This window comes from Flammeovirga yaeyamensis, assembly GCF_018736045.1.
Lineage (GTDB): Bacteria > Bacteroidota > Bacteroidia > Cytophagales > Flammeovirgaceae > Flammeovirga > Flammeovirga yaeyamensis.
Genome location: NZ_CP076133.1, coordinates 338907 through 359021, shown reverse-complemented (window position 1 = coordinate 359021; position 20115 = coordinate 338907). Strand labels below are relative to the sequence as shown.

The following is a 20115-nucleotide window of genomic DNA, read 5'->3' as shown; positions in this document are numbered from 1 at the left end:
TAATTTGACTAGACAAAAACTGAATAGAAATAAGGAATGTGCATCAAAAAATAGTTTAAAAATAGGAGTAATAAAAAGTAGACATGATTAGTTATACACGTTGTTATTGATGGTTTTGAAGATAAATAACCCTTTTTTGTCAAGTTTATATTTCGGGAATTTTTACTAGACATTTGTTGAATTGTCCCTTGTACGGACGTTGCAGTGCAACGTCCCTACGAACCCCAAAAGGCCACTACATTTAACATATAGTGGCCTTTAAAATTTTCTAGGGCAAAGAACCGATCGTTATTTATTGTACTTAGATTCTAAGAACTTTCTCAATAACTTTTGATCGATTTCAGAACTGTCTTTATATTTTATTCTCAAGTCTTTAAGATCGCTCTTAAGTTGAGTAACTATATCTTTATATTCAGGATCATCATACACATTTTTTAATTCATGTGGATCATTTTTTCTATCAAATAATTCCCATTCATCCACATCATAGTAATAATGAATAAGCTTGTATTCTTTAGTGATGATTGCATAATGACGTTTCACCATATGAATTGATGGGTACTCGTAGTAGTGGTAGTACACTGCTTCTCTGTCCCATTCAGCATCGTTACCAGTTAATAAAGGCATTAAGCTTTCGCCTTGCATATCTTCAGGCTCTTTGATACCAGCAGCTTCTAGGAAGGTTTGTGCGAAATCTAGGTTTTGCACCATTTCATCGTTAGTTATACCAGGCTTAATTTTGTTTGGCCAACGAATTAAAAGAGGTGTTTTAAACGATTCGTTATAGGCAAAACGCTTATCAAACCAACCATGTTCACCTAAGTAGAAACCTTGGTCCGATGTGTACACAACCAATGTGTTATCAGCTAATTTGTTTTCGTCTAAATAATCTAAAACTCTACCCACATTTTCATCCACAGAAGCAATAGTACCTAAGTAGTCTTGCATATATCTTTGGTATCTCCATTTCATCAACTCTGTTGAATCCATTTTTGCATAGTTCTTAATAAACTCATCATTAACAGGTTTGTAAGAGGCATCCCAAGCAGCTTTTTGCTCGTCGGTCATACGATCTCTTTCCTTATGAAACGCTGCAATATCCCAATCGGCTGTTTCTTCAATATTTAATTTCGCCATCACTTCAGGATACAATTTAGAATCACCTGCCCAGTTCATGTGTTCTAAAATATTCATTTCAGCAGTATGTGCGGCAGTACCTCTGTTGCTGTAATCATCAAATAAAGTAGAAGGCTCTTGGAATGTTTTCTTTGTAAACTCTTTATGGTGACGAGCTGCTGGCAACCACTCTCTATGAGGTGCTTTATGTAAGTACATCAACATAAAAGGTTTAGATTGATCGCGTTCTTTATCCAACCAATTTAAAGTCATGTCGGTAACAATATCTGTAACATAGCCAGGATAGTCTTTTTTACCTTCCGTTTTAGTAATAAATGTAGGGTTGTAATAATGTCCCTGACCAATTAAGATCTTAAACTCATCAAAACCTTTTGGGTTATTTCCGAAGTGAAGCTTTCCAAACATGGCCGTTTGATATCCTGCTTTCTGAAAAATTTGAGGGAAAGTGACATTATCCTCATTAAATGGAAAATAATTATCTGTTTTACCATTGATATGGGAATGCTTACCGGTTAATATCACGGCTCTTGAGGGTGCACAAATAGAATTAGTGACACATGCATTTGTAAACAACATGCCTTCATCAGCAAGTCGGTCGATATTAGGTGTATTGGTCAGTTTGTTATCATAAGCACTTATCGCTTGATAAGCGTGATCATCAGACATGATAAATAATATATTAGGCCTTTTAGATGATTCATCATTTTTTTTACTATCCGTTGAACAGCTAAATAATGCAAGGACGCATAAAGTAATAATTAAATATTTGATTTTCATTTGTTGTAACTTAATGGGAAATTATGGTGGTAGATTTCATTTCTAATTTTTATCAAAAATAAAATCATTTGATTAATTATTCGTAGTATCAGTGCTTAAATAAACTATTAATCTATTTAAAATATTAAAAAATCAGGTAATATTGGTTTGGCTTGTATACAATTAATAATTGTAGACTAGGGTGGTTTGTTGGTATATATAGAAAATCAAAAAGGTTGCCCCATAATCATGAAACAACCTCTTAAATTATATATATGGAATGAAATAGTAATTCCCTTCAAAATTATTTATACAACTCTCCAACTGCTTTCAGCATATTCGATTTATGGATGTTGTATTGTACTTTAGAATCAATAAAATCAGCATACGCTTGTTGCCAGTTGATTTGTGCATTGATTACCTCAATAATTGGAGATAAACCGTCCTCATAACGATCCGTTATCAAACGTAAGTTTTCATCGGCATTGGCCAAAGAACTTCTTGTTAATTCCACTCTTTTTGAGGCCTCATCTAATAAATAACGTGCTTGGTTAACGTCAAGAATCACCTGATCGGTCATTTTTTGTTTCTGAAGAATCGCTTGTTCCGTGGCGATTTGTCTTGCTGCCAACTCACGTTTCTTTTTGCCACCATGATAAATCGGCATGGCGAATCCAGCTCCTGCATAATAATTGGCCTCCATGTTTCTACCAAACTGAGGCGATGGAGCACCATACAAACCTTTGGCATATACATGTACTCTACCCTTATACTTTGATGCTGTAATACTTTTTAAAGCATTCTTCGCTCTAATATCAGCTTCAGCTTGTTGTAATTCAGCTCTTTGAGAAAGACCTAATTCGACAATGCTATTTTCTTCAAAAATAAATTCAGTAAAACTAATTGAGTCCATTACCTGAGTAGGAGTTTGCACTTCCACACCCATCATTCTGTTTAAGGACATGATAGAAACTTGTAATCTATTTTCGGCTTTTAATACCTCAAGGTCGGCATTGTTTAGCTTCACTTGTGCCATTAAAACATCGTTTTTGCTTACTACCTGAGCATCGTACTTATTGGTCGCTACCGTTACTAATCTTTCCACAGATTCTTTGTATTGTCTCGTTAAAGCCAAATACTCTTTCTGTCCAACTGCTGCCCAATATTGCTGGTCTGCATAGAAAACCAATTCACTACCAGTTAAAGTCGTCATTGCTATTTGAGCATCTTTTTGCGACTCTGCATATTTGATTTGCGATTTCACAAGACCACCATTAAAGATATCTTGACGGATAGTCACGTTTGCATTATAGTTATGCTGAATCGGCAACCACTCATCAGCGGGAGCACCTACCGGCTTTAAGTTACTGGGATCGAAAGGACGACCTGTGTAATTGTATTTTACACCAGCATCGATTTTTGGACCTTTATCCGATTTCGCTGCTTTAATATTTTCTTCTGCAGCATCGATACCCATTTTCGCCGAACGAATGTCTTGGTTATAGTTCAAGACTTTCTCTCTATATTGATCTAAGTTCATCACCTCCTGAGCATTGGCCATACGACCAACACCCAAGATGATTAACATGGAAATAATTATTTTTTTCATGATAGTTGAGGCTTTTTTAAATTGAAGAAAATCGCATAAAGAATCGGTAAGACGATCAGTGTGGCAATGGTTGCGGCAAATAAACCACCCATAATTGCAGCCGCCATACCTCCAAATAATGGATCTTTGATGATAGGGGCCATACCTAAAATGGTCGTGGCTGCCGCCATAGCTACCGGAATAGTTCTTGATAAAGCCGACATGATGAGGGCATCATATTCGCTCAGTCCATTATCAATTTCTATTTCGATTTGTTCGACCAGAACGATGGCATTTTTAATTACCATGCCGACGAGTCCTAGTAGACCAAGGATGGCCATAAATCCGATCGTTTGTCCGAAGACCTTCATCCCTAAGATGATACCCACCCAAATCAGTGGTAAAATACCTAGGATCACCAATGGTTTTCTGAAGCCTTTGAAAAGGATCAATAAGACAGCCACCATTAATACTGCTGCAATTGGAAGGGGAGCAGAAATGGCCTCATTGGATTGTGTTTGATAACGTTTTAAGCCATCCCACATCAAAGTATATCCTTCTGGAAGTTCCATGTCTTCGATAAGTGGAACAATCTCAGCTTCAACTTCTGGGGATTCAAAACCAAACTCTACATCACATTGTGCGGCAATCATTCTCTGACGGTTGAATCTCCATAACCACGCCTCTTCGAAACCAACATCATAACTGTCCACCAACTGATCCATTAGGATTGTTTTTCCGTCTTTGTTGATCACTGGGATGGTTCCCAAATTGTTGTTATCGTAGGATTCTCTGTTAGCATCCTTTACCAAAATCGGCATTCTTTTATCTCTTTGGCGGTATTCTCCAACATTTACACCTTCACGCATCATACGAGTTGCTGTGGCAATATCGCCTTTAGAAACACCGGCTCTTCTTGCTTTTTCTTCAGAGTAAACCGGACGTAAGTAAGGCGTTTTTTCTCTCCAGTTATCACGAACATTTTGTGCCGTTGCTACTGTACGCATTCTACGTTTTGCCTCTTCTGCCAACTCTCTTAATACTTTAGGATCAGGTCCCATAAAGCAGGCTTCCAATTCAGCTCTTGGTGTTGGAGCCGCTTTAAAGAATTGGAAAATAGTCATGGCTTGAGGTAAGTTATTTGCCGTATATTCTCTAGCTCTGTTGAGTAACCCTTCTACTTGATCAGGAGAATGAGTTTCGACTAAGAAGGAAGCCAAGTTCTTTGTATTGGCCCAAGAAACAGAAGCTAAATAATATCTCGGAGGAGTACTACCAATGGTAATCGATACAGTTTTTACTTCCTCTTGTTCCAATAGCCAATTTTCTAATTGTTTGGTATCTTCATACGTAAAGTTGATAGGTGCATCGTTCGATAACCAGTACTCAATTTTAAATAATGGTTTTTCTACAAATGGGAAGAACGATTGTTTCACGCTGTTTCCCCATAGGACGAACAACATAAAGATGCCTACTACACCAGATAAACTCCACCATCTTTTTTCAATCAGTTTCTCGATTAACTTCTTATAGGCTTTAAAGAATTTACTACTATACGGATCGGAAGTTTCTTTCGGTTTTTTCAACATGAAATCACCATAAACGACCGTCTGTGTGAGGGCAAATACCCAGCTTAATAAAAGTGAGATCGATAAAACATAGAATAAAGGTTGGATGGTTTCTGCCGTATCATCTGTGGCCATTGCTAATGGTAAGAAAGAGAAAATGGCAATAAATGTAGCACCAAATAAACCCCATTGTGGCACCGACGCGCCTTTGACTAAAGCCTCCTTTTTCTTCATCCCTTTTTTCATGGAATTGATGGCGTTATCGGCCACCACAATGGCGTTATCTACCAACATACCCATGGCAATAATGATCGCAGCAAGCGTAGTACGGTTCAATGTTAATCCGATTTGCTCCATGAATACCAAGGTGGTCACAATGGCAAATACTAAACTAGAACCAATCAATAAACTTGGGCGAAGACCCATAGCGAACACTAGGATTAAGACCACAATGATCACGGACATGATCAAATTATCGATGAAATCCATATTGGCATTTTGCGCCACTTCATTTTCATGATACAGTCCAACTAATTCTAAACCTACAGGAATTGTTCCTTGAAGTTCATCTAACTTATCGTTCAAACTTTCGCCAGTGTAAACAATATTCTGTCCTGATTCATTAGCAATAGCAATACCGATGGCCGGCTTACCATTCACTCTCATCAAAACATCTGCAGGATCTTGGAAACCTTTTGATACTTCTGCAATATCACTTAGTCTAAACTGACGGTGATTTTCATCGATAATCAAGTTTTTGATATCCTCTAAAGATTGAAAGGCATTGGTAGCATCAATCTTTAATTTTGATCGACCTGTATTGAAAGTACCACCATCCACAATTTTATTGTGCTTTCGGATCGTCTCAAATACTTGTTGAGGGCTGATGCCCAAATTGGCCAATTTACTTTGATCAATCTCTACATTAATCACCGGTTGTTGCTCACCATATAACTCTACTTTCGATACCCCTTTGATGGGTTTAATCGACTTTTGGATATAGATGGCATAATCTCTTAAAGTAGTAGCATCAATTCCTTTTTCAGCAGTTAATGCGTAGTACATACCCAATACATCACCGAAATTATCGTTAATGTTTACAGGTCCTGCACCTTCTGGAAGATTGATTTCTGCATCACGAACTCTTCTTCGAATCTCATCCCATTTCTGTTGAAGTTGAGACGGATCGTAGTTAGGAACAATCTCCACATCGATTTGTGAGATGCCTCTTCTAGATTCTGATTTTATTTGTTTTAAGTGACCTACTTTCTGAAGTTCTTTCTCGATCACTTCTGTAATCAATTCTTCTACTTCCCATTGAGAAGCCCCTGGATATTCCGTTGTAATAATCACTTGTTTGATAGTGAACGGAGCATCTTCTTGTTTTCCTAAGCTGAAGAAAGAGCTAATTCCAGCGACAAGTAATACCACTAGAAAAAAGTGTATTACTTTTTTATTTTTGATAGCGTATTCTGATATACTCATCTTCTTATTGTTTAGCTATTTCTGATGTTGTCGGATTGAAATCAAGTACTCTCACTTTCTGACCTTCTGTCAATAAATGACCACCAACTTCTACAATTTGATCACCCGCCTGAATACCTGATAATACTTGTACTTGGTCATGACCTTTCAAATCGCCCAATATCACTTTATGACTTTTTACAGTATGAGATGCGGCATCATATACCATCACAGAATTTTCATTTTTTGATTGAACGATTGAATGAATTGGAATTAAATAAAAATCATCCTCATCAATGGTAGATTTTAATTTCATTTCCACATTACAAGTCATTCCAGAACCAATAGGGAAAGTGTTTTTGTATTTCTTGGCATCATCTATATACAGATAAACAGGAAACCCTGATGCATCTTCAGAATGTGCACCCACCTCTTTTAAAGAAGCTTTGAATTGTTTACCTGGATATGCATTAATAGTAACTTTATATTCTTCTACCTTGTCGATGAAGCGCACAAAACTCTCGGGAATATTGAATTTTACCTCAGTATCAGAAAAGTCTAAAAGACTCACAATACCTTGTTTCGCACGCACTTCTTGATAATTCTCTACTAATTTTCCAGATACCACGGCATTAAAAGGAGCATACACTTTTGTGTCCTTTAATGCGTTTTGAGCATCATCATAATTGGCTTTAGCTACTAAAAAAGCAGCCAATTTTTGATCGTATTCATTTTGCGGAATCGATTCCTTTTTTAGAAGACCTTTAAAACGTTGTTCTTCCGCTCTAGCCTGAATAAACTTCGCTTTCTTTGCTTCTAAATCAACCAGAAAATCTCTATCGTCGATCTGGGCAATCAGTTGTCCTTTTTTAATACGCTGTCCCACTTCCGCATTTAATTTCACTAAAGGACCACCGACTCTAAAAGCCAATGTTGACTCTTTTGTTTCTTTCGTCTTAGCAGGGAAAGTCTTTGAATTAAATAACCCTTCATTAGCAACGGTCAATAATTTTACGGGACGTATAATTTCCTTTTTTTCGGTTTCTTGTTCTGAACAGCCTGTAAATAAAGAGAGCATTACAGGGGCAAATAAGAATGTTAGAATGAATTTTTTCATGTTTCTATTCGTAATAATGATGTTATTACTATTTGAACGATTGAATAGTATTTGAGTTTAGGGTTGTGAGTTAATAAGTTCGAACGAATGAATAGTGTTTTAAGATAGAAGTGATGAGTTAGGAATTAGGAGGTGCTAGGTTAACGCTCGTCTTTTAGGTAATAAGTAATAACTAATAGGTAAGGAGAAAATGTATCAAAAGCTCAGGGATTTATTCCTGGGGGCGAGGAATTGAAGTAAGAAGGAAGAGGTAAGAGGTATAAAATTGACGCTTGTTGTGTTAAAGTTAAAATTGGCTATATCATAGAGCATTTCATCAATTCACCCTCCCCAACGAGGTCTTGTTCCACGAACCGGGTGTATTTTTAATTTAAATATGAATTGTAAGTAGTTGATTAACTAATAGATATTATGCTTTCATAAAAGAATTTTAAAACAACAAGTACAAATGAAACCTTTATCCCTTTACTGAATCGAATGTTCACTTAAAAAATGTAAACTATGAAAAATATCATTCTATTCATTTGTGTATTATTTGCTACAAGTTTTTATGCGAATGCCTCTTCTATTGAAATTCTTGAGAGAGAAACTAAAATTGTAAAAGGTGAACCAACGACTACAGTAGTTGTTGTCAAGAAAAAGCGTAGAGTAAAAAGACGAGCAGTAAGGAAAAGAGTAAGAGCACGTCAGATCAGAAGAAACAGATTGTAGTTTTACGAATACCTAATGATTGAAAACAGTTTGAGGGAAATAAAACATAAGGGTGATTAGTAATAATACCACCCTTATGTTTTAATGCAATATTTTCAGTATTAAAATAAAATACCCTCATTTAGTAAGTCCTAAGGAAAATAATATCTTTGTCAGATCAATAACAAACAAAAGATGATGAAGATTAAAGCAATTATTTTTGACTGCGACGGTGTGCTTGTCGATAGCGAATCGATTACAATGAAAGTGTTTATCGAACTCTTTGCCAAGTATGGAGCAACAATGACTTATCAAGAAGCATTGGATAAATTCGTGGGTAAGGCATTTAATCAGATTCTAGATTGTATCGAAGAAGAATATGATGTAGAGTTACCATCAGATTTTGAAGATCAATTTAGGGCACAAACGTTCGCTGCATTTAAAACCGATATTCAACCAATAGAAGGTATCAAAGAAGTGCTTTCTCAATTGAAGTTGCCTTATGCAGTGGCATCAAACGGTCCAATGTCTAAAATGCAACTGAACTTAACTACTACAGGTTTAATTCAGTATTTTGATCATCATTTATACAGTGCTTATGATCTTAAAGCATGGAAACCTGATCCCAAATTGTTTATTCATGCTGCTACTCAATTAGGTTTTTCTCCAGAAGAATGCCTTGTAATAGAAGACAGTCTTTCTGGAGTAGAAGCGGCTTTAAATGGCGGTTTCAAAGTGATGGCCTATGTTGATGGAGCTGAAAAAGAAATTTTCAATCAAAAAGGCGTCAAAACATTTGATAAAATGATCGATCTGTTGGACCTATAAACTTTCGAAGATACCATTAATTTTTTCTAAAGAGGCATCTTTAAAATAGATTCGTTTATCCTTATCCAATAGATAAATTGATGGTAAGGAAGGGGTATAGTAGAGGTCGTCTTTTTCTATTAATTGATCAATATCGCTTCCCCAAATCCATTTTTCGTTTTTGTATTCAGTAGGTTTACCAGAATTTTCGATCATCAAAACTTTTAAATATCCTTTGTCAATCGCTCTTTCGATATCCTTACTTTTACTCATCGCTTTATAATTGTTGATGCAGTTATTAGATTCACTATTCGTAAAGATCACTAGAGTAAAAGGACTTTTTAAGTCGAAAAGGTGGTTTATTTTTCCATCATGCTCATACCTAAAATTAGTGGCAATAGTTCCTTGTCCATTCTTATTGATATTCTCTAACTGATAGATTAATCGTTTTTTATATAGTTCACTAATATCAGAATGCTTCAAATAGATATTCGCAATTAATTCATAAAAAGGGACGTAACGACTTTTTGATGTAGGTTGAAATAATAGATCATCAAAAGTGTTTAAATAGTAAACGAGGGTATGCTTATTCTGACTTTTATGCGATATGAAACGATAGATTTCCATGTAAATCATATCATCACTAAATTCTCTCATTCCATATAAATACTCAAGAATTAATTTATGAGTCAATGTTTCATCATTTATCTTCTCTATGGAATTATTTGACCAAAAAGTTGCTGTATAATTACTTTCTACCTCCTGTGCTTTCACAGGGAAATAGGTAGTAATTAAGATGAGGGTGAAAATTAAATACTTCATTAGTAAAATTAGGTTCTAGCTTAGTTTACCCAAAAGTAAGGATATGATTGACCAATGAAGAAAGTGAACAGTAAACTCTGTGTTAATTTTATATTTGCTTATTGATTTTGGAGCTCATTACTAGCGAGCAGTTTCTTATAAGAAGTAAACTCTTGCAATAATTTAAACTTAGAATGTAGATCTAAATTGACTTCCTGATGATAATAAGCCTGATCTAAATACTTTTCCTGAAATTTATTATTTACATCAAAAGAACCACTTATTAATGACGGACTCGTATCAGAGGCAAATACCTGATAAGTCTCATAATAAAGAGAGGTGGAATGAAAAATAATAGTATTGGCTTCTGTAGTATAAGTACCAGAATACAATTGATAGGTGGCTGAAATTACCTGATCGTTTTTATCGATCTTATTGGTATAAAATTCTTTAGTGAAAGTGCTATCCTTGTATAAGTTGTATTGATAACTCATGGCGTTATCTTTTTTGGAGAATACTTTAATTAGTTGGATTGCACTTTTTGATTCTCTGTTTGATATATCTTTTTGATCACAATTTGAGAAGAAAAAGAGCAGTAATAAATTTAGTAGTAATAATTTCATTTAATTGGCTATTTTATTGTTTTGAGCTGTTAACTCAATGTGTAGTGTGGTTGTTTATCAAATCTATTAAATCAAATAGAATACCAATAATATAAGAACTTATCCAACCCTTCTATTTTGATATGTTTTCTTGAAATATTAAAACGTATAGTCTAGAAATCAATTATTTATTTAAATTTGTAATAGATAATAAATTTAATGTGTGACTAATTAAAATAGAGGAAACTCAGGAATTAAATTAACAATGAAAAAAGCAACTACCTTCATCTTTCTATTGGTGGTTTCTATTTTTTTAATGAACTTTTCAGAACAAAGTCCAATTGAGAAATTAGTAGCTAAGATCAATCAGCAAAGAAAACTTTTAGCCAAAGAAGTCCTTTATATTCATACCGATAAGCCCTATTATATGGCTGGTGAAAGTATCTATTATAAAGTGTACCTCAGAGAAGCATCACGTTTTCTACCCCAACAATTAAGTAAAACGGTGTATGTGGAATGGATTAACCCAAAGAGTGAGATTGTTTCTAAACAAGTCATTCATTTGGATAAAGAACACAATCACGGAGACATTAAATTAAGTACCGAACTAGCTCAAGGAGAGTATTTATTAAGAGCCTATACCAATTGGATGAGAAATTATGGAACTGATTATTTCTTCGAGCAAAAAGTAAATGTCTTTCAAATCGATATAGAACAAAGAAGAGTTGCTGAAGAAAAGAATGTCAACGACTCATCATCAGAAATCAACGATGGTCAGCATTATAATCAAGAATTTGATTTGCAATTTTTTGCTGAGTCGGGAAAAATGATGGCCAACATCCCAAATAAAGTTGGATTTAAATTACTCAACGAATCCGGATATGGTCAAGACTTTACGGCAACGGTTTTTAATCAAAATGATGAAAAAGTTCAAGAAATAAAAAGTGATTATTTGGGAATGGGAAGCTTGTACCTTTCACCAAAAAATAACGAGAAGTACTATGCCGTACTTAATAAAGACCTTCACAAACAACATCCTACAAAATATGATCTACCAAAAGTGGAAACACAAACAACGGTTTTAAAGATCAATAATATTAAGCCTGAGATCTGGAGGGCTCAAATAATTTCCAACGATAATCAATTGGCAGAAGGAGTGCATTTGATGATGTCCCAAAGAGGGGAAGTATTGAATACATGGAGCATTGCATCAAAAAATGTGACTGCCTTTATTAAAATACCCACAGATCGAATCAAAAATGGCGTAGTAAGATTCACTTTATTGAATAAAGATTTATTACCTATTGTCGAACGTAAATCGTTTAAATACATTCCTCAAAACTTATCCATCTCTATGGACAAGCCAATGTATAAAAAGAGAGATAAGGCCACTGTAACATTAGATTTGAAAGACAGCGACAGTACAGGCATATCAGGTGTATCTTCCATCAGTATCGTTGATAAGAACTTGATTGACATGGATACGAAAACCAAAACATTAGAATCTAGCTGGCTATTTCAAAATGAAATTAAAGGTAATATAGAGCAACCGAAATCCTATTTTGCCGATTACAGCTTAGAAAAATCTAATTGGTTAGATAACTTGATGTTGACCCAAGGTTATGAACAACCTGTATGGTTGGATCATTTGGACGATTCCCTAAAAATGGAGTTCTTACCAGAGAGAGGTATCTCTATTATGGGTAGAACTACAAAAGTATTGAACAAGGAGAAGGTAAGAGTATCGGAAATTACGATGACTTCTTTGAATGGAGAAAGGTCGTATGCCGAGCAAGTCGTAACAGACGATCTTGGTAAGTTTATGTTTACAGGAATGGTCTTTTATGATACTACCGATTTCGTTTTTTCTGCCAAAAAATTTAATACTAAAAAGGGCAGGACTACAGAAAATAAAAACGTAGATATTTCTTTATACGGAGTGGATTCACCAATTATTTATCCATTTTCATCAACTGTTAAGGAGGAAACCATAAATGCGTTATCTGCCTATGAGAAAGAAGTTTTAGATATTGAAAAGATAAATAGAGCATTCGATTCTAAAACCATCATTCTTGATGAAGTAGAAATTTCTGAGTTGGCAGAAAACGATCCTTTCGACCGTCCAGGTAAACTTCATACAGATGTTCTAAGCAAAGTGATTATCGATTCTATGAATTATGAGGGCATGACGGTCTGGCAAATGCTTCAATACAATCCTAGAGCATCAATGATGTTAAGAAGATACGGTATCGGATCTAATGGTGGAGTAGCTGATATTGATGAGGCAGGGATCATTACAGATTTTAACGACTTCCCAGTGATTCTAGATAACTTCACTGCAGATATCGTGATGTTAAAATCAATGATGGCATCTGAAATTGAATATTTTGAGGTATTGAGCCCTGCTGATGCAGCACTTTATGTGTATGGAGCAGAAAATGGAATAATTGCATTATGGTCTAAAACCGGAGGATCATCCCCTAATTATACCGTTTATGGAATCAACAGTATTAAACACCCAGGTTATTATGTTGGCAAGGAATACTATACACCTAAATATGATGTCCAAAGTGATGATCATAGAAAACCCGACCATAGAATTACTTTAGAGTGGTTCCCTAATGTAGAGATTGATAGTATAGGTACCGGAACAGTAGAATTTTTTACTGATGATAAAGCATCTGACTATCTGATAGAAGTGGAGGGTATAGATCAAAGAGGCGAACCTTATTATGAAGTAAAAACTTTTAAAAATAATTAAAATAGATAATCATCGACTAAAATACGTTAAGTGTTCAATGTTATTGGTGTTAAGTATCTATAAAACGATAGGGTATAGCTTTTTAATGTTGTTTACTTACTAAGTTGTTCAGTATTAATACCTTGATTTTACCGTAAAAAATATTAAATTCACGGTTCTCATTGACAAACTATAATAATAAATTGTCTAAACAGAACAACTTGAAAAACAAATAGGGAACGATAACGACTTAATGAAGATGATTAACAAAGAAACGATGAAACTACGAGCAAAACTGTATTTAGAAACCTTGTATTTAGCAGGAATTATGAGCGTTGTAGTATTTGGTGTACTTTCACTTGTATATTAGTAGTTTTACTTTTATTACAAAAAACTGCTTCAATAATAAATTGGAGCAGTTTTTTTTAAGCTAAGCTGATTGTGTTGATTATGTATATTGGTTAAGGTTAAATAGGTATCAAGTTAATTAATGTATTTTTTACACTATAAATTTAAATTAATATTTCAACACTTTTCATGATCTTTTTTTAGTTAAAACATGACTTATGTCATGTTTTGAAAAAAATTTGATATAAAAAAGAGGTTGTCACAAATAACTGTGTGACAACCTCTTAGTTTTTTACATCTCAAGGATCTTAAATACTTGGTAGTTTTATTTCCTTATATGCGATTATTAGATAGCAGACTCAAGTAACTCTTGAGCTCTTTCTGTACCTGTAGATGTAATTGAACAAAAAACGCCTTTTGGACTTTTTTCAATATTTGAAATATACCCTTGGGCAAATAGTTGTTCAACCATTTCTTCAATTTCAAATGTAGACGCTTGAATTCCCATTTGACGGACAATTGTTTGTAGACTGATATTATTGCTCAGGCAGATACCAGCCAAAAGTTTGATTGTTTTGAGTTCTTTGGACATTGTAAAAAATACAGTTAATAATAGATCATTTCGTAAGTGTGTGGTAAATCAAAGAAAAAGTCTTAAAACTTCAAAGAATATTCATTATAAATATTTACAAATTCATATTTACATAAGCATTTTTACTTTTTTTCAGTGTTTTCCTATATAAAAAATGATGCAATCGGTTGTTTAGTTACGTAAATGAACTTTTTTTGACTTCTACTTTTTGAACGAGTGAGAATTCAATCTTGTTTTTTGAGTGAAGTAACTATTACCCACTGTATCATGGAACAAGAAAAACAAAGATTAATCGTCATACTGTGTAGCCTTGTCTTTTTACTAGTACAAGGAGCAAAACAATATTTTGTTCTCTTCTATTATATTATCAGTAACATTGAACATATGATAATTGATTTAAAGGCCACTGAACTTATAAGTTCTAATTTTTAATAAAGCATTACCTCTTTTTTTCATTTTGAAGCGTCTTATTTTGTATCTTGACATGTCAAATTAAAACGAAAAAAATGAAACTATTTTATCAATCTATCTTAATAACTTTACTATCAATAACTTCCCTTTATGGACAAGATGTAATCAAAGGTGTTATTGTTGATGCTGAAACCCAAGACCCATTACCTTATACTAATATCATATTAAATAATAGTAGAAAGGGTACCGTTTCCAATTCAGAGGGGAAATTTGCTTTCTCCATCAAAAACATTGATGAAAACGATTCTTTAACTTTTTATTTTGGAGGCTACTCTCCCGTTAAGGTTCGTATTAGAGAGTTACCAGAAAATTCTAAGATCTCACTTCATCCAAACGTAATGAATTTAGATGAGGTGGAGGTAACAGACAAAGACATCTCCCCAAAAGACATTGTGGCTTTGATAGAAGATAATTTCTCAAAGAATTATCAAGATCTTCCTTCTCACGAGGATTTTATGTTTGTACATCACTTTGGTAAGGTCGCACTAGATAAAGCGATTATGAACCCAATGACGATTAAGAAATCAAGCTTTGATGGTATCGATCAGGAAACCTTAAATAATGTGATGAATATGATGCCCGATGAATTTATAGATTACAGCGATGTTCAACTATATCTACTTCATCATCAAGATAGCACAAAGTTAAAACCTTATAAAGCGATTTCCTTAGAGGAATCAACAGCTTCCAAAGCATATGATGAACTGTCTAAGAAATTTGAATTTTTACTCGATGACATGGAGTCTACTTTTGCGGATGACGATGTGTATTATCGATTTAAAATGGGTATAATATCTACTAAAATAAGAGGGGACTCTTCTGATATCACCAAAGAAGATGAGCCTAGAAGAGATAGCACGAGTTTTCAGATGGTGACTTCTTATGTTAAAGGAGGAATACGTTCAACTGCTAAAGATTATGCGGATATAGATAGTAAGAATTGGGAATTTATTACCAAAAGAGGGAAATACAAATATGAGATCAAGGGTGTATCGATGTACGACGACGATGTGGTTTACCTCATACATTTTACTCCAAAAAATGGAGGTTTATTTAAAGGCAGTATGTATGTATCTACCGAGACTTATGCGATATTATCTTTAGATTTTGAATATGCACCAGATAAAGAAGGGAGAGATATTCACCTATTCGGCTTTGGCTATACAGAATTATTTAAGAAAGGGAGAGTGATTTTTCAAAAGGATAAAGACAAATACTATTTAAAGTATTTGAAGGCCGTAGAACATACGTCATTTTCCGTAGAAAGAAGTTTCTCGATTTTAAAGAAGAGGAAACGCTTTTTAGTTGATAAAACGATGAACGAGGTAAAAGTGAGGTTTAACATAGTGGCGAATTCCGAAGACACTAGAGAAATATTAGTTATAGAAAGAAAAGATCTAACGGATAAAGATTACAAAGAGTTTACTCAACCAAAGAAAGTGAAATTCGAGAAGGTGGTAACCTCCAAAGGATATGATTGGGGACAAGGTACTATTTTGGAACCTACTAAGGAGCTACAGGAATATAAGCGAAAGCAAGTAAATTAAAATTGTTAAATTTTTTATTAAATAAATGTAAAAAAGGTAGACACTACCTTTCTCTAATACGTTTATAATAATGTAATTTAACTAAAATAATTACCAAAAAATACCTTTAGCCTTAGTGTGAAAGTACAACCAATTGAATATAAAAATGCTCCTTTTTTAAGGAGCATTTCTTATTTAAAGTTGTTTCTTAATTACTAAAATCAAAATTGCTTAGTGTAAATTCTTTACATACCCCATAGCAATCAATTCATTATGGAAAGTCTTTATATGCTGCTTGTTTTTATACAGAAAGAATTTCCCATTTTCATGCTTTATTTCATACAATTCATTTTTCTTTCTAGTAATCATCATTTAGTTTTTTTGATTGTAACTAGTTTAACAATGCCAATAACACAATTATCCTAGCAAAGATGAAATTTTCAATGTTAAACTAACTGAGTAGCTGTTAATGATATTAAAAGGTTTTATTTTTATGGCTGTAAGTGTCTGAAATTCAGTTTTATGTTATCTGATGTTAATGAAAATAGGGGTGCAAAGCTTTAGGTTGTATTAAGTATGTAAACATTAAATGATGTAGAAACAAAACTAATCAAACAAACTTCACTTGATATAAAATTGATAAGAGAATAAAGATAAATAGACAAGTAAATAGCAATTGTAAGGAAAGACACCTTTTGTTTAAAGGGTGTTTTTTTTATGTTTGAATATTATTTGATATTTCTAATCGATTTTTTGAGATGAAAGGAAAAAAAATACACGACTTCAATCAGCATAAACAGTGGTTACAAAACTATTTTCAAGGAGAGTTTATTCATCCTAACTATCTTAAAATTGATAATGAAATTGGTAAGGGATTCATCTATTTCTATAAAATACATCCCTCCAATTATTTTATGATGTATAGAATTGAAGTTTTTCAAGATCTAAGCATTCAAATTGATTATTCCGAATCCGAATATTTTAAATACGTTGCTTCATTTTTTAATACAGATATCTGGATTGAGTCTAACGAAGAGAATAACCAACATGAAATAAAATGGAAAGGCTTCCATACCTGTACTAAAGATTTGGCTATTGATGGTACCGTTAGAAAAGGACAGTTATTAAAACACATCCAATTATTCTTTTCTGAAGAAGCTTTAAATGAAATTGATAATTATCAGGCAAGTCATTATTTTCTTAATAAAAAACAGTTCTTTCACTTCTTCGAAGAACAACCCGATTTATACGCTTTCCGCTTGATGTTGATAGAGATATTGAACTATTCACCAACATTGCAGACAAAAGTGCTATCAGTAAAGATGCAAGAATTGTATTACATATTTATTAATAGCTTAAAGAAAGTCGATATCGAAGCAGGGAATAGTGCAAAACGAATTACTAATAAAGAATTTGCCGCTTTATTTAAAATTAGAGAAAGCATTTTAGAAAACCTCTCTCAGAAGCCAGATGTGGCTAAATTAGTGGAAGATTCTGGTGTGGAAAAACATTTAATCCAACAACTTTTCCATGAAGTTTTTGGGCACACTATCTATAACTATTTTACCATAAGAAGAATGGAAAAAGTGAGAGATGTTTTATTAGAAGATTCCCTATCGAATACAGAAATTGCCGAAAAGTTTGGATTTACACATACCCAACATTTTTCAAACAGTTTCAAAAAGCATTATGGTTTATCTCCGAAAAAATATTTAATTCTTAATAAAGTATAGAAATTCTATATTTTTAAATCATTTTATTCATTATTTTAGTTGTATTGTAAAGAACCCAATCGACATGCCTTTTAAAAGGCTTTATTGCTTGTACTCAATTTATTATAACTAATATGAAACATCTCTTTTTATTCATTGTAAGTAGCTTCTTTTTATTTTCTTGTGCTAGTGACGAAACAGATAGTCTAACACCAAGCCTAACCTCTCTTTCAACATCTATCACACTTCATGATGATGGAGATGAACCAGAAAGTGCTATACACGTGCTTATTGATGATACGAAATTCACTGACAAAGATGAAGTAACAGTTTTTGTTGATTCCTTAACGAATACAAGAGTGGAAATTTACTACGATGTAAATAATGATTCTACTGTGAATAGAAACTACAGAGTTTATTCAGATCCTGTAGAGAAAACAAAGAATGATTATTTCTTTGTAAAAGTGTTATTCTTTAAAGATAACAATTACCATGTCATCGAATCCTATGCAATAAAAGACCATAGCGTAAGCTACAGAGCGATACGAAATGATAATAATTAAATATTTGTCTTTATTCTTTATTGACGTTGCGGTATCATTAGCCTAGAGTGTAATTCCTGTGGGTAAATGATACAGCAACGTCTTTTTTTATTTATAAGGTTAATCTAAACCTCCTGCATTATAAAATACAAATTGACCTCCTTCATCACCTGTATTTTGTAAGACGGAATACTGAGGGATATTTTCACTATTCAAAGCAACAATTTCGCTGATCCCATTAAATAAAGAAGTAGTGGTAAGGTATTTCTTAGTGTTATTTTTTAAGTATTCGTAAAGGTAATTGGCAAAGACACTTTTATCGGGCACAGTATCAAGTGCTCCGCTTGTCATGCCTTTTCTACTTTTTTTCTCTATGTATTTTTTTACCGATTTTTCTATTGATGTCAGTTTTCCTCTACTCAGTTTAAATATACTTCCACCAAAACAAGAATCTGATATTAAGAAAACATGATTTGCAGATATAGACTTTATTTTCCTGGTTAATGAAGAATTGGCAATCCATTCGGTATCATCAACGCTACCTCCATTTGATGGTATCCAAAAGCCTTCTTCAGCCCTATAATCATAAATTCCATGACCTGAATAGTAAATCAAAACCTTATCGTCTTCATGCGTTCTTTTAATGATTTCATTAAAGCCCTTTAGAATATCTGTACGGGTCCCATTTTCTACATATACAATATTCTCCTCTTTGAATTGATATTTTTTGGTGAGAATAGATTTTAACTTTTTCGTATCGTTAATAGGGTGTTTTAAGTTCGCCCAGTCTTTATCTTCATATTTTTCATTGGCGATAAGGAGTGCATAGTACTCTCCTTTGATTAACTCATTTTCTACAGAATCAATCTTTAATTTTAGAATACCAGCTGATTTATTCGTGACTACTACTTCATTATTAGGAGTATCAAAAGCAGAGGTAGAATGTATGAGGCTTTCGGTGTATTCATCAATAGATGAATTGATACCTGTTACGATAAAATAGTCTATTGACATATCTGTACCCTTTCCTTCCCAACCTATAGCGTCTTCATAAGGGAGTAACTCTTTGTATGGAAATTTAAAAAAACAGAAGCCATTGATAAATAAGTAATACCAATTTTCCATTTTCAATACCTTCAGTTCATTGAAATCATCTTGCTTAACTTTATCCGTAAAAGTCCAAGGCATAAGGAATTGTTCCTTTTTTCGTTTATCAGTATACCTTACACACATCTCTCCTCTACCGTTAAAACCGAAGGAATATTCAGATCCTTTTTTATAATTATACCCCCAGACAAACATGTTTCCTCCTTTATCATTAAGGCCCTCATATTTCATAGAAGTGATAATCTCAAAATTGTCATATTTTGGAAAATCAAAATTTCTAAGAATAGCATAGGTTTCCGTAGTCTTGTCATACGACGTCAAACGGTATTGATTATTGGCAATCTTTTGTTCAGTAGCGTCATATTGTAAATATTCGTGTTCATCCCAATTAAAGTTATTTTGGTCAAAGTGATCTTCAAAAAGAACCACCTTTTGGTGAGGATCTATTTTAGGATAATTTATTTCCTGGGCAAAAAGTAAGGAAGAAAATAGAGATAGTAGGATAATTAATCTCATTCAGCGATGTTTTCATTTTGGGTTATTCTAT

Annotated in this window: 15 protein-coding genes; 6 read left to right on the top strand and 9 right to left on the bottom strand. The window is 33.5% G+C overall.

All coding sequences use genetic code 11. The features are described 5' to 3' along the window. Positions 1 to 288 precede the first annotated feature (288 nt). The 4 genes from KMW28_RS21820 to KMW28_RS21805 all read right to left on the bottom strand — a co-directional run bounded on the left by KMW28_RS21820 (position 289) and on the right by KMW28_RS21805 (position 7630). A complete protein-coding gene (locus KMW28_RS21820) occupies positions 289 to 1914 on the bottom strand; it encodes a sulfatase family protein (RefSeq protein WP_169662256.1) in 1626 nt (541 codons plus the stop codon). Positions 1915 to 2197: 283 nt separating this feature from the next. Continuing rightward, a complete protein-coding gene (locus KMW28_RS21815; RefSeq protein WP_169662257.1) occupies positions 2198 to 3502 on the bottom strand; it encodes a TolC family protein in 1305 nt (434 codons plus the stop codon). Beyond that, positions 3499 to 6534, bottom strand: a complete 3036-nt coding sequence (locus KMW28_RS21810; RefSeq protein WP_169662258.1) for an efflux RND transporter permease subunit — start codon at positions 6532 to 6534, stop codon at positions 3499 to 3501. The genes KMW28_RS21815 and KMW28_RS21810 overlap by 4 nt, the downstream gene beginning before the upstream one ends. Positions 6535 to 6538: 4 nt before the next feature. Next, the gene (locus tag KMW28_RS21805) at positions 6539 to 7630 is read right to left on the bottom strand and encodes an efflux RND transporter periplasmic adaptor subunit (RefSeq protein WP_169662259.1); all 1092 of its coding nucleotides are present in this window, start codon (positions 7628 to 7630) and stop codon (positions 6539 to 6541) included. A 501-nt stretch (positions 7631 to 8131) separates the two neighbouring features. Between KMW28_RS21805 and KMW28_RS21800 the strand changes: the two genes are divergently transcribed. Further along, the gene (locus tag KMW28_RS21800; RefSeq protein ID WP_066216445.1) at positions 8132 to 8341 is read left to right on the top strand and encodes a hypothetical protein; all 210 of its coding nucleotides are present in this window, start codon (positions 8132 to 8134) and stop codon (positions 8339 to 8341) included. Positions 8342 to 8515: 174 nt separating this feature from the next. After that, the gene (locus tag KMW28_RS21795; protein WP_169662260.1) at positions 8516 to 9148 is read left to right on the top strand and encodes an HAD-IA family hydrolase; all 633 of its coding nucleotides are present in this window, start codon (positions 8516 to 8518) and stop codon (positions 9146 to 9148) included. Here the strand turns inward: KMW28_RS21795 and KMW28_RS21790 are convergent. Next, on the bottom strand, positions 9143 to 9949 hold the full coding sequence (locus KMW28_RS21790) for a hypothetical protein (protein WP_169662261.1): 807 nt from the start codon (positions 9947 to 9949) through the stop codon (positions 9143 to 9145). The genes KMW28_RS21795 and KMW28_RS21790 overlap by 6 nt on opposite strands. 98 nt (positions 9950 to 10047) lie before the next feature. Next, positions 10048 to 10551, bottom strand: a complete 504-nt coding sequence (locus tag KMW28_RS21785; protein WP_169662262.1) for a hypothetical protein — start codon at positions 10549 to 10551, stop codon at positions 10048 to 10050. Positions 10552 to 10795: 244 nt separating this feature from the next. Here KMW28_RS21785 and KMW28_RS21780 point away from each other — a divergent pair, with 244 nt between their 5' ends. Beyond that, entirely contained in the window at positions 10796 to 13291 is a 2496-nt protein-coding gene (locus tag KMW28_RS21780; RefSeq protein WP_169662263.1) for a hypothetical protein, read from the top strand. Positions 13292 to 13964: 673 nt separating this feature from the next. On the opposite strand, the gene KMW28_RS21775 is transcribed toward KMW28_RS21780, so the two are convergent. Then, on the bottom strand, positions 13965 to 14210 hold the full coding sequence (locus KMW28_RS21775) for a hypothetical protein (RefSeq protein WP_066216428.1): 246 nt from the start codon (positions 14208 to 14210) through the stop codon (positions 13965 to 13967). Between the two features lie 506 nt (positions 14211 to 14716). Between KMW28_RS21775 and KMW28_RS21770 the strand changes: the two genes are divergently transcribed. Continuing rightward, positions 14717 to 16228, top strand: coding sequence for a carboxypeptidase-like regulatory domain-containing protein (locus tag KMW28_RS21770; protein WP_169662264.1), 1512 nt, complete (start codon positions 14717 to 14719; stop codon positions 16226 to 16228). Between the two features lie 210 nt (positions 16229 to 16438). On the opposite strand, the gene KMW28_RS21765 is transcribed toward KMW28_RS21770, so the two are convergent. Then, positions 16439 to 16579, bottom strand: coding sequence for a hypothetical protein (locus KMW28_RS21765; protein ID WP_158297954.1), 141 nt, complete (start codon positions 16577 to 16579; stop codon positions 16439 to 16441). 386 nt (positions 16580 to 16965) lie between these two features. Between KMW28_RS21765 and KMW28_RS21760 the strand changes: the two genes are divergently transcribed. Together KMW28_RS21760 and KMW28_RS21755 are read left to right on the top strand one after the other, a co-directional pair. Continuing rightward, complete coding sequence (locus tag KMW28_RS21760; protein ID WP_066216423.1) at positions 16966 to 17940, top strand: helix-turn-helix transcriptional regulator; 975 nt, start codon at positions 16966 to 16968, stop codon at positions 17938 to 17940. A 113-nt stretch (positions 17941 to 18053) separates the two neighbouring features. Next, the gene (locus tag KMW28_RS21755; protein ID WP_169662265.1) at positions 18054 to 18482 is read left to right on the top strand and encodes a hypothetical protein; all 429 of its coding nucleotides are present in this window, start codon (positions 18054 to 18056) and stop codon (positions 18480 to 18482) included. Between the two features lie 99 nt (positions 18483 to 18581). On the opposite strand, the gene KMW28_RS21750 is transcribed toward KMW28_RS21755, so the two are convergent. Further along, complete coding sequence (locus KMW28_RS21750; RefSeq protein WP_169662266.1) at positions 18582 to 20084, bottom strand: caspase family protein; 1503 nt, start codon at positions 20082 to 20084, stop codon at positions 18582 to 18584. Between the last annotated feature and the right edge of the window lie 31 nt (positions 20085 to 20115).

Excerpts from the sequence above, each read along its gene's own strand:
- KMW28_RS21820 (WP_169662256.1), bottom strand. The coding sequence starts at position 1,914 with ATGAAAATCAAATATTTAATTATTACTTTATGCGTCCTTGCATTATTT.
- KMW28_RS21815 (WP_169662257.1), bottom strand. The coding sequence starts at position 3,502 with ATGAAAAAAATAATTATTTCCATGTTAATCATCTTGGGTGTTGGTCGT.
- KMW28_RS21810 (WP_169662258.1), bottom strand. The coding sequence starts at position 6,534 with ATGAGTATATCAGAATACGCTATCAAAAATAAAAAAGTAATACACTTT.
- KMW28_RS21805 (WP_169662259.1), bottom strand. The coding sequence starts at position 7,630 with ATGAAAAAATTCATTCTAACATTCTTATTTGCCCCTGTAATGCTCTCT.
- KMW28_RS21800 (WP_066216445.1), top strand. The coding sequence starts at position 8,132 with ATGAAAAATATCATTCTATTCATTTGTGTATTATTTGCTACAAGTTTT.
- KMW28_RS21795 (WP_169662260.1), top strand. The coding sequence starts at position 8,516 with ATGATGAAGATTAAAGCAATTATTTTTGACTGCGACGGTGTGCTTGTC.
- KMW28_RS21790 (WP_169662261.1), bottom strand. The coding sequence starts at position 9,949 with ATGAAGTATTTAATTTTCACCCTCATCTTAATTACTACCTATTTCCCT.
- KMW28_RS21785 (WP_169662262.1), bottom strand. The coding sequence starts at position 10,551 with ATGAAATTATTACTACTAAATTTATTACTGCTCTTTTTCTTCTCAAAT.
- KMW28_RS21780 (WP_169662263.1), top strand. The coding sequence starts at position 10,796 with ATGAAAAAAGCAACTACCTTCATCTTTCTATTGGTGGTTTCTATTTTT.
- KMW28_RS21775 (WP_066216428.1), bottom strand. The coding sequence starts at position 14,210 with ATGTCCAAAGAACTCAAAACAATCAAACTTTTGGCTGGTATCTGCCTG.
- KMW28_RS21770 (WP_169662264.1), top strand. The coding sequence starts at position 14,717 with ATGAAACTATTTTATCAATCTATCTTAATAACTTTACTATCAATAACT.
- KMW28_RS21765 (WP_158297954.1), bottom strand. The coding sequence starts at position 16,579 with ATGATGATTACTAGAAAGAAAAATGAATTGTATGAAATAAAGCATGAA.
- KMW28_RS21760 (WP_066216423.1), top strand. The coding sequence starts at position 16,966 with ATGAAAGGAAAAAAAATACACGACTTCAATCAGCATAAACAGTGGTTA.
- KMW28_RS21755 (WP_169662265.1), top strand. The coding sequence starts at position 18,054 with ATGAAACATCTCTTTTTATTCATTGTAAGTAGCTTCTTTTTATTTTCT.
- KMW28_RS21750 (WP_169662266.1), bottom strand. The coding sequence starts at position 20,084 with ATGAGATTAATTATCCTACTATCTCTATTTTCTTCCTTACTTTTTGCC.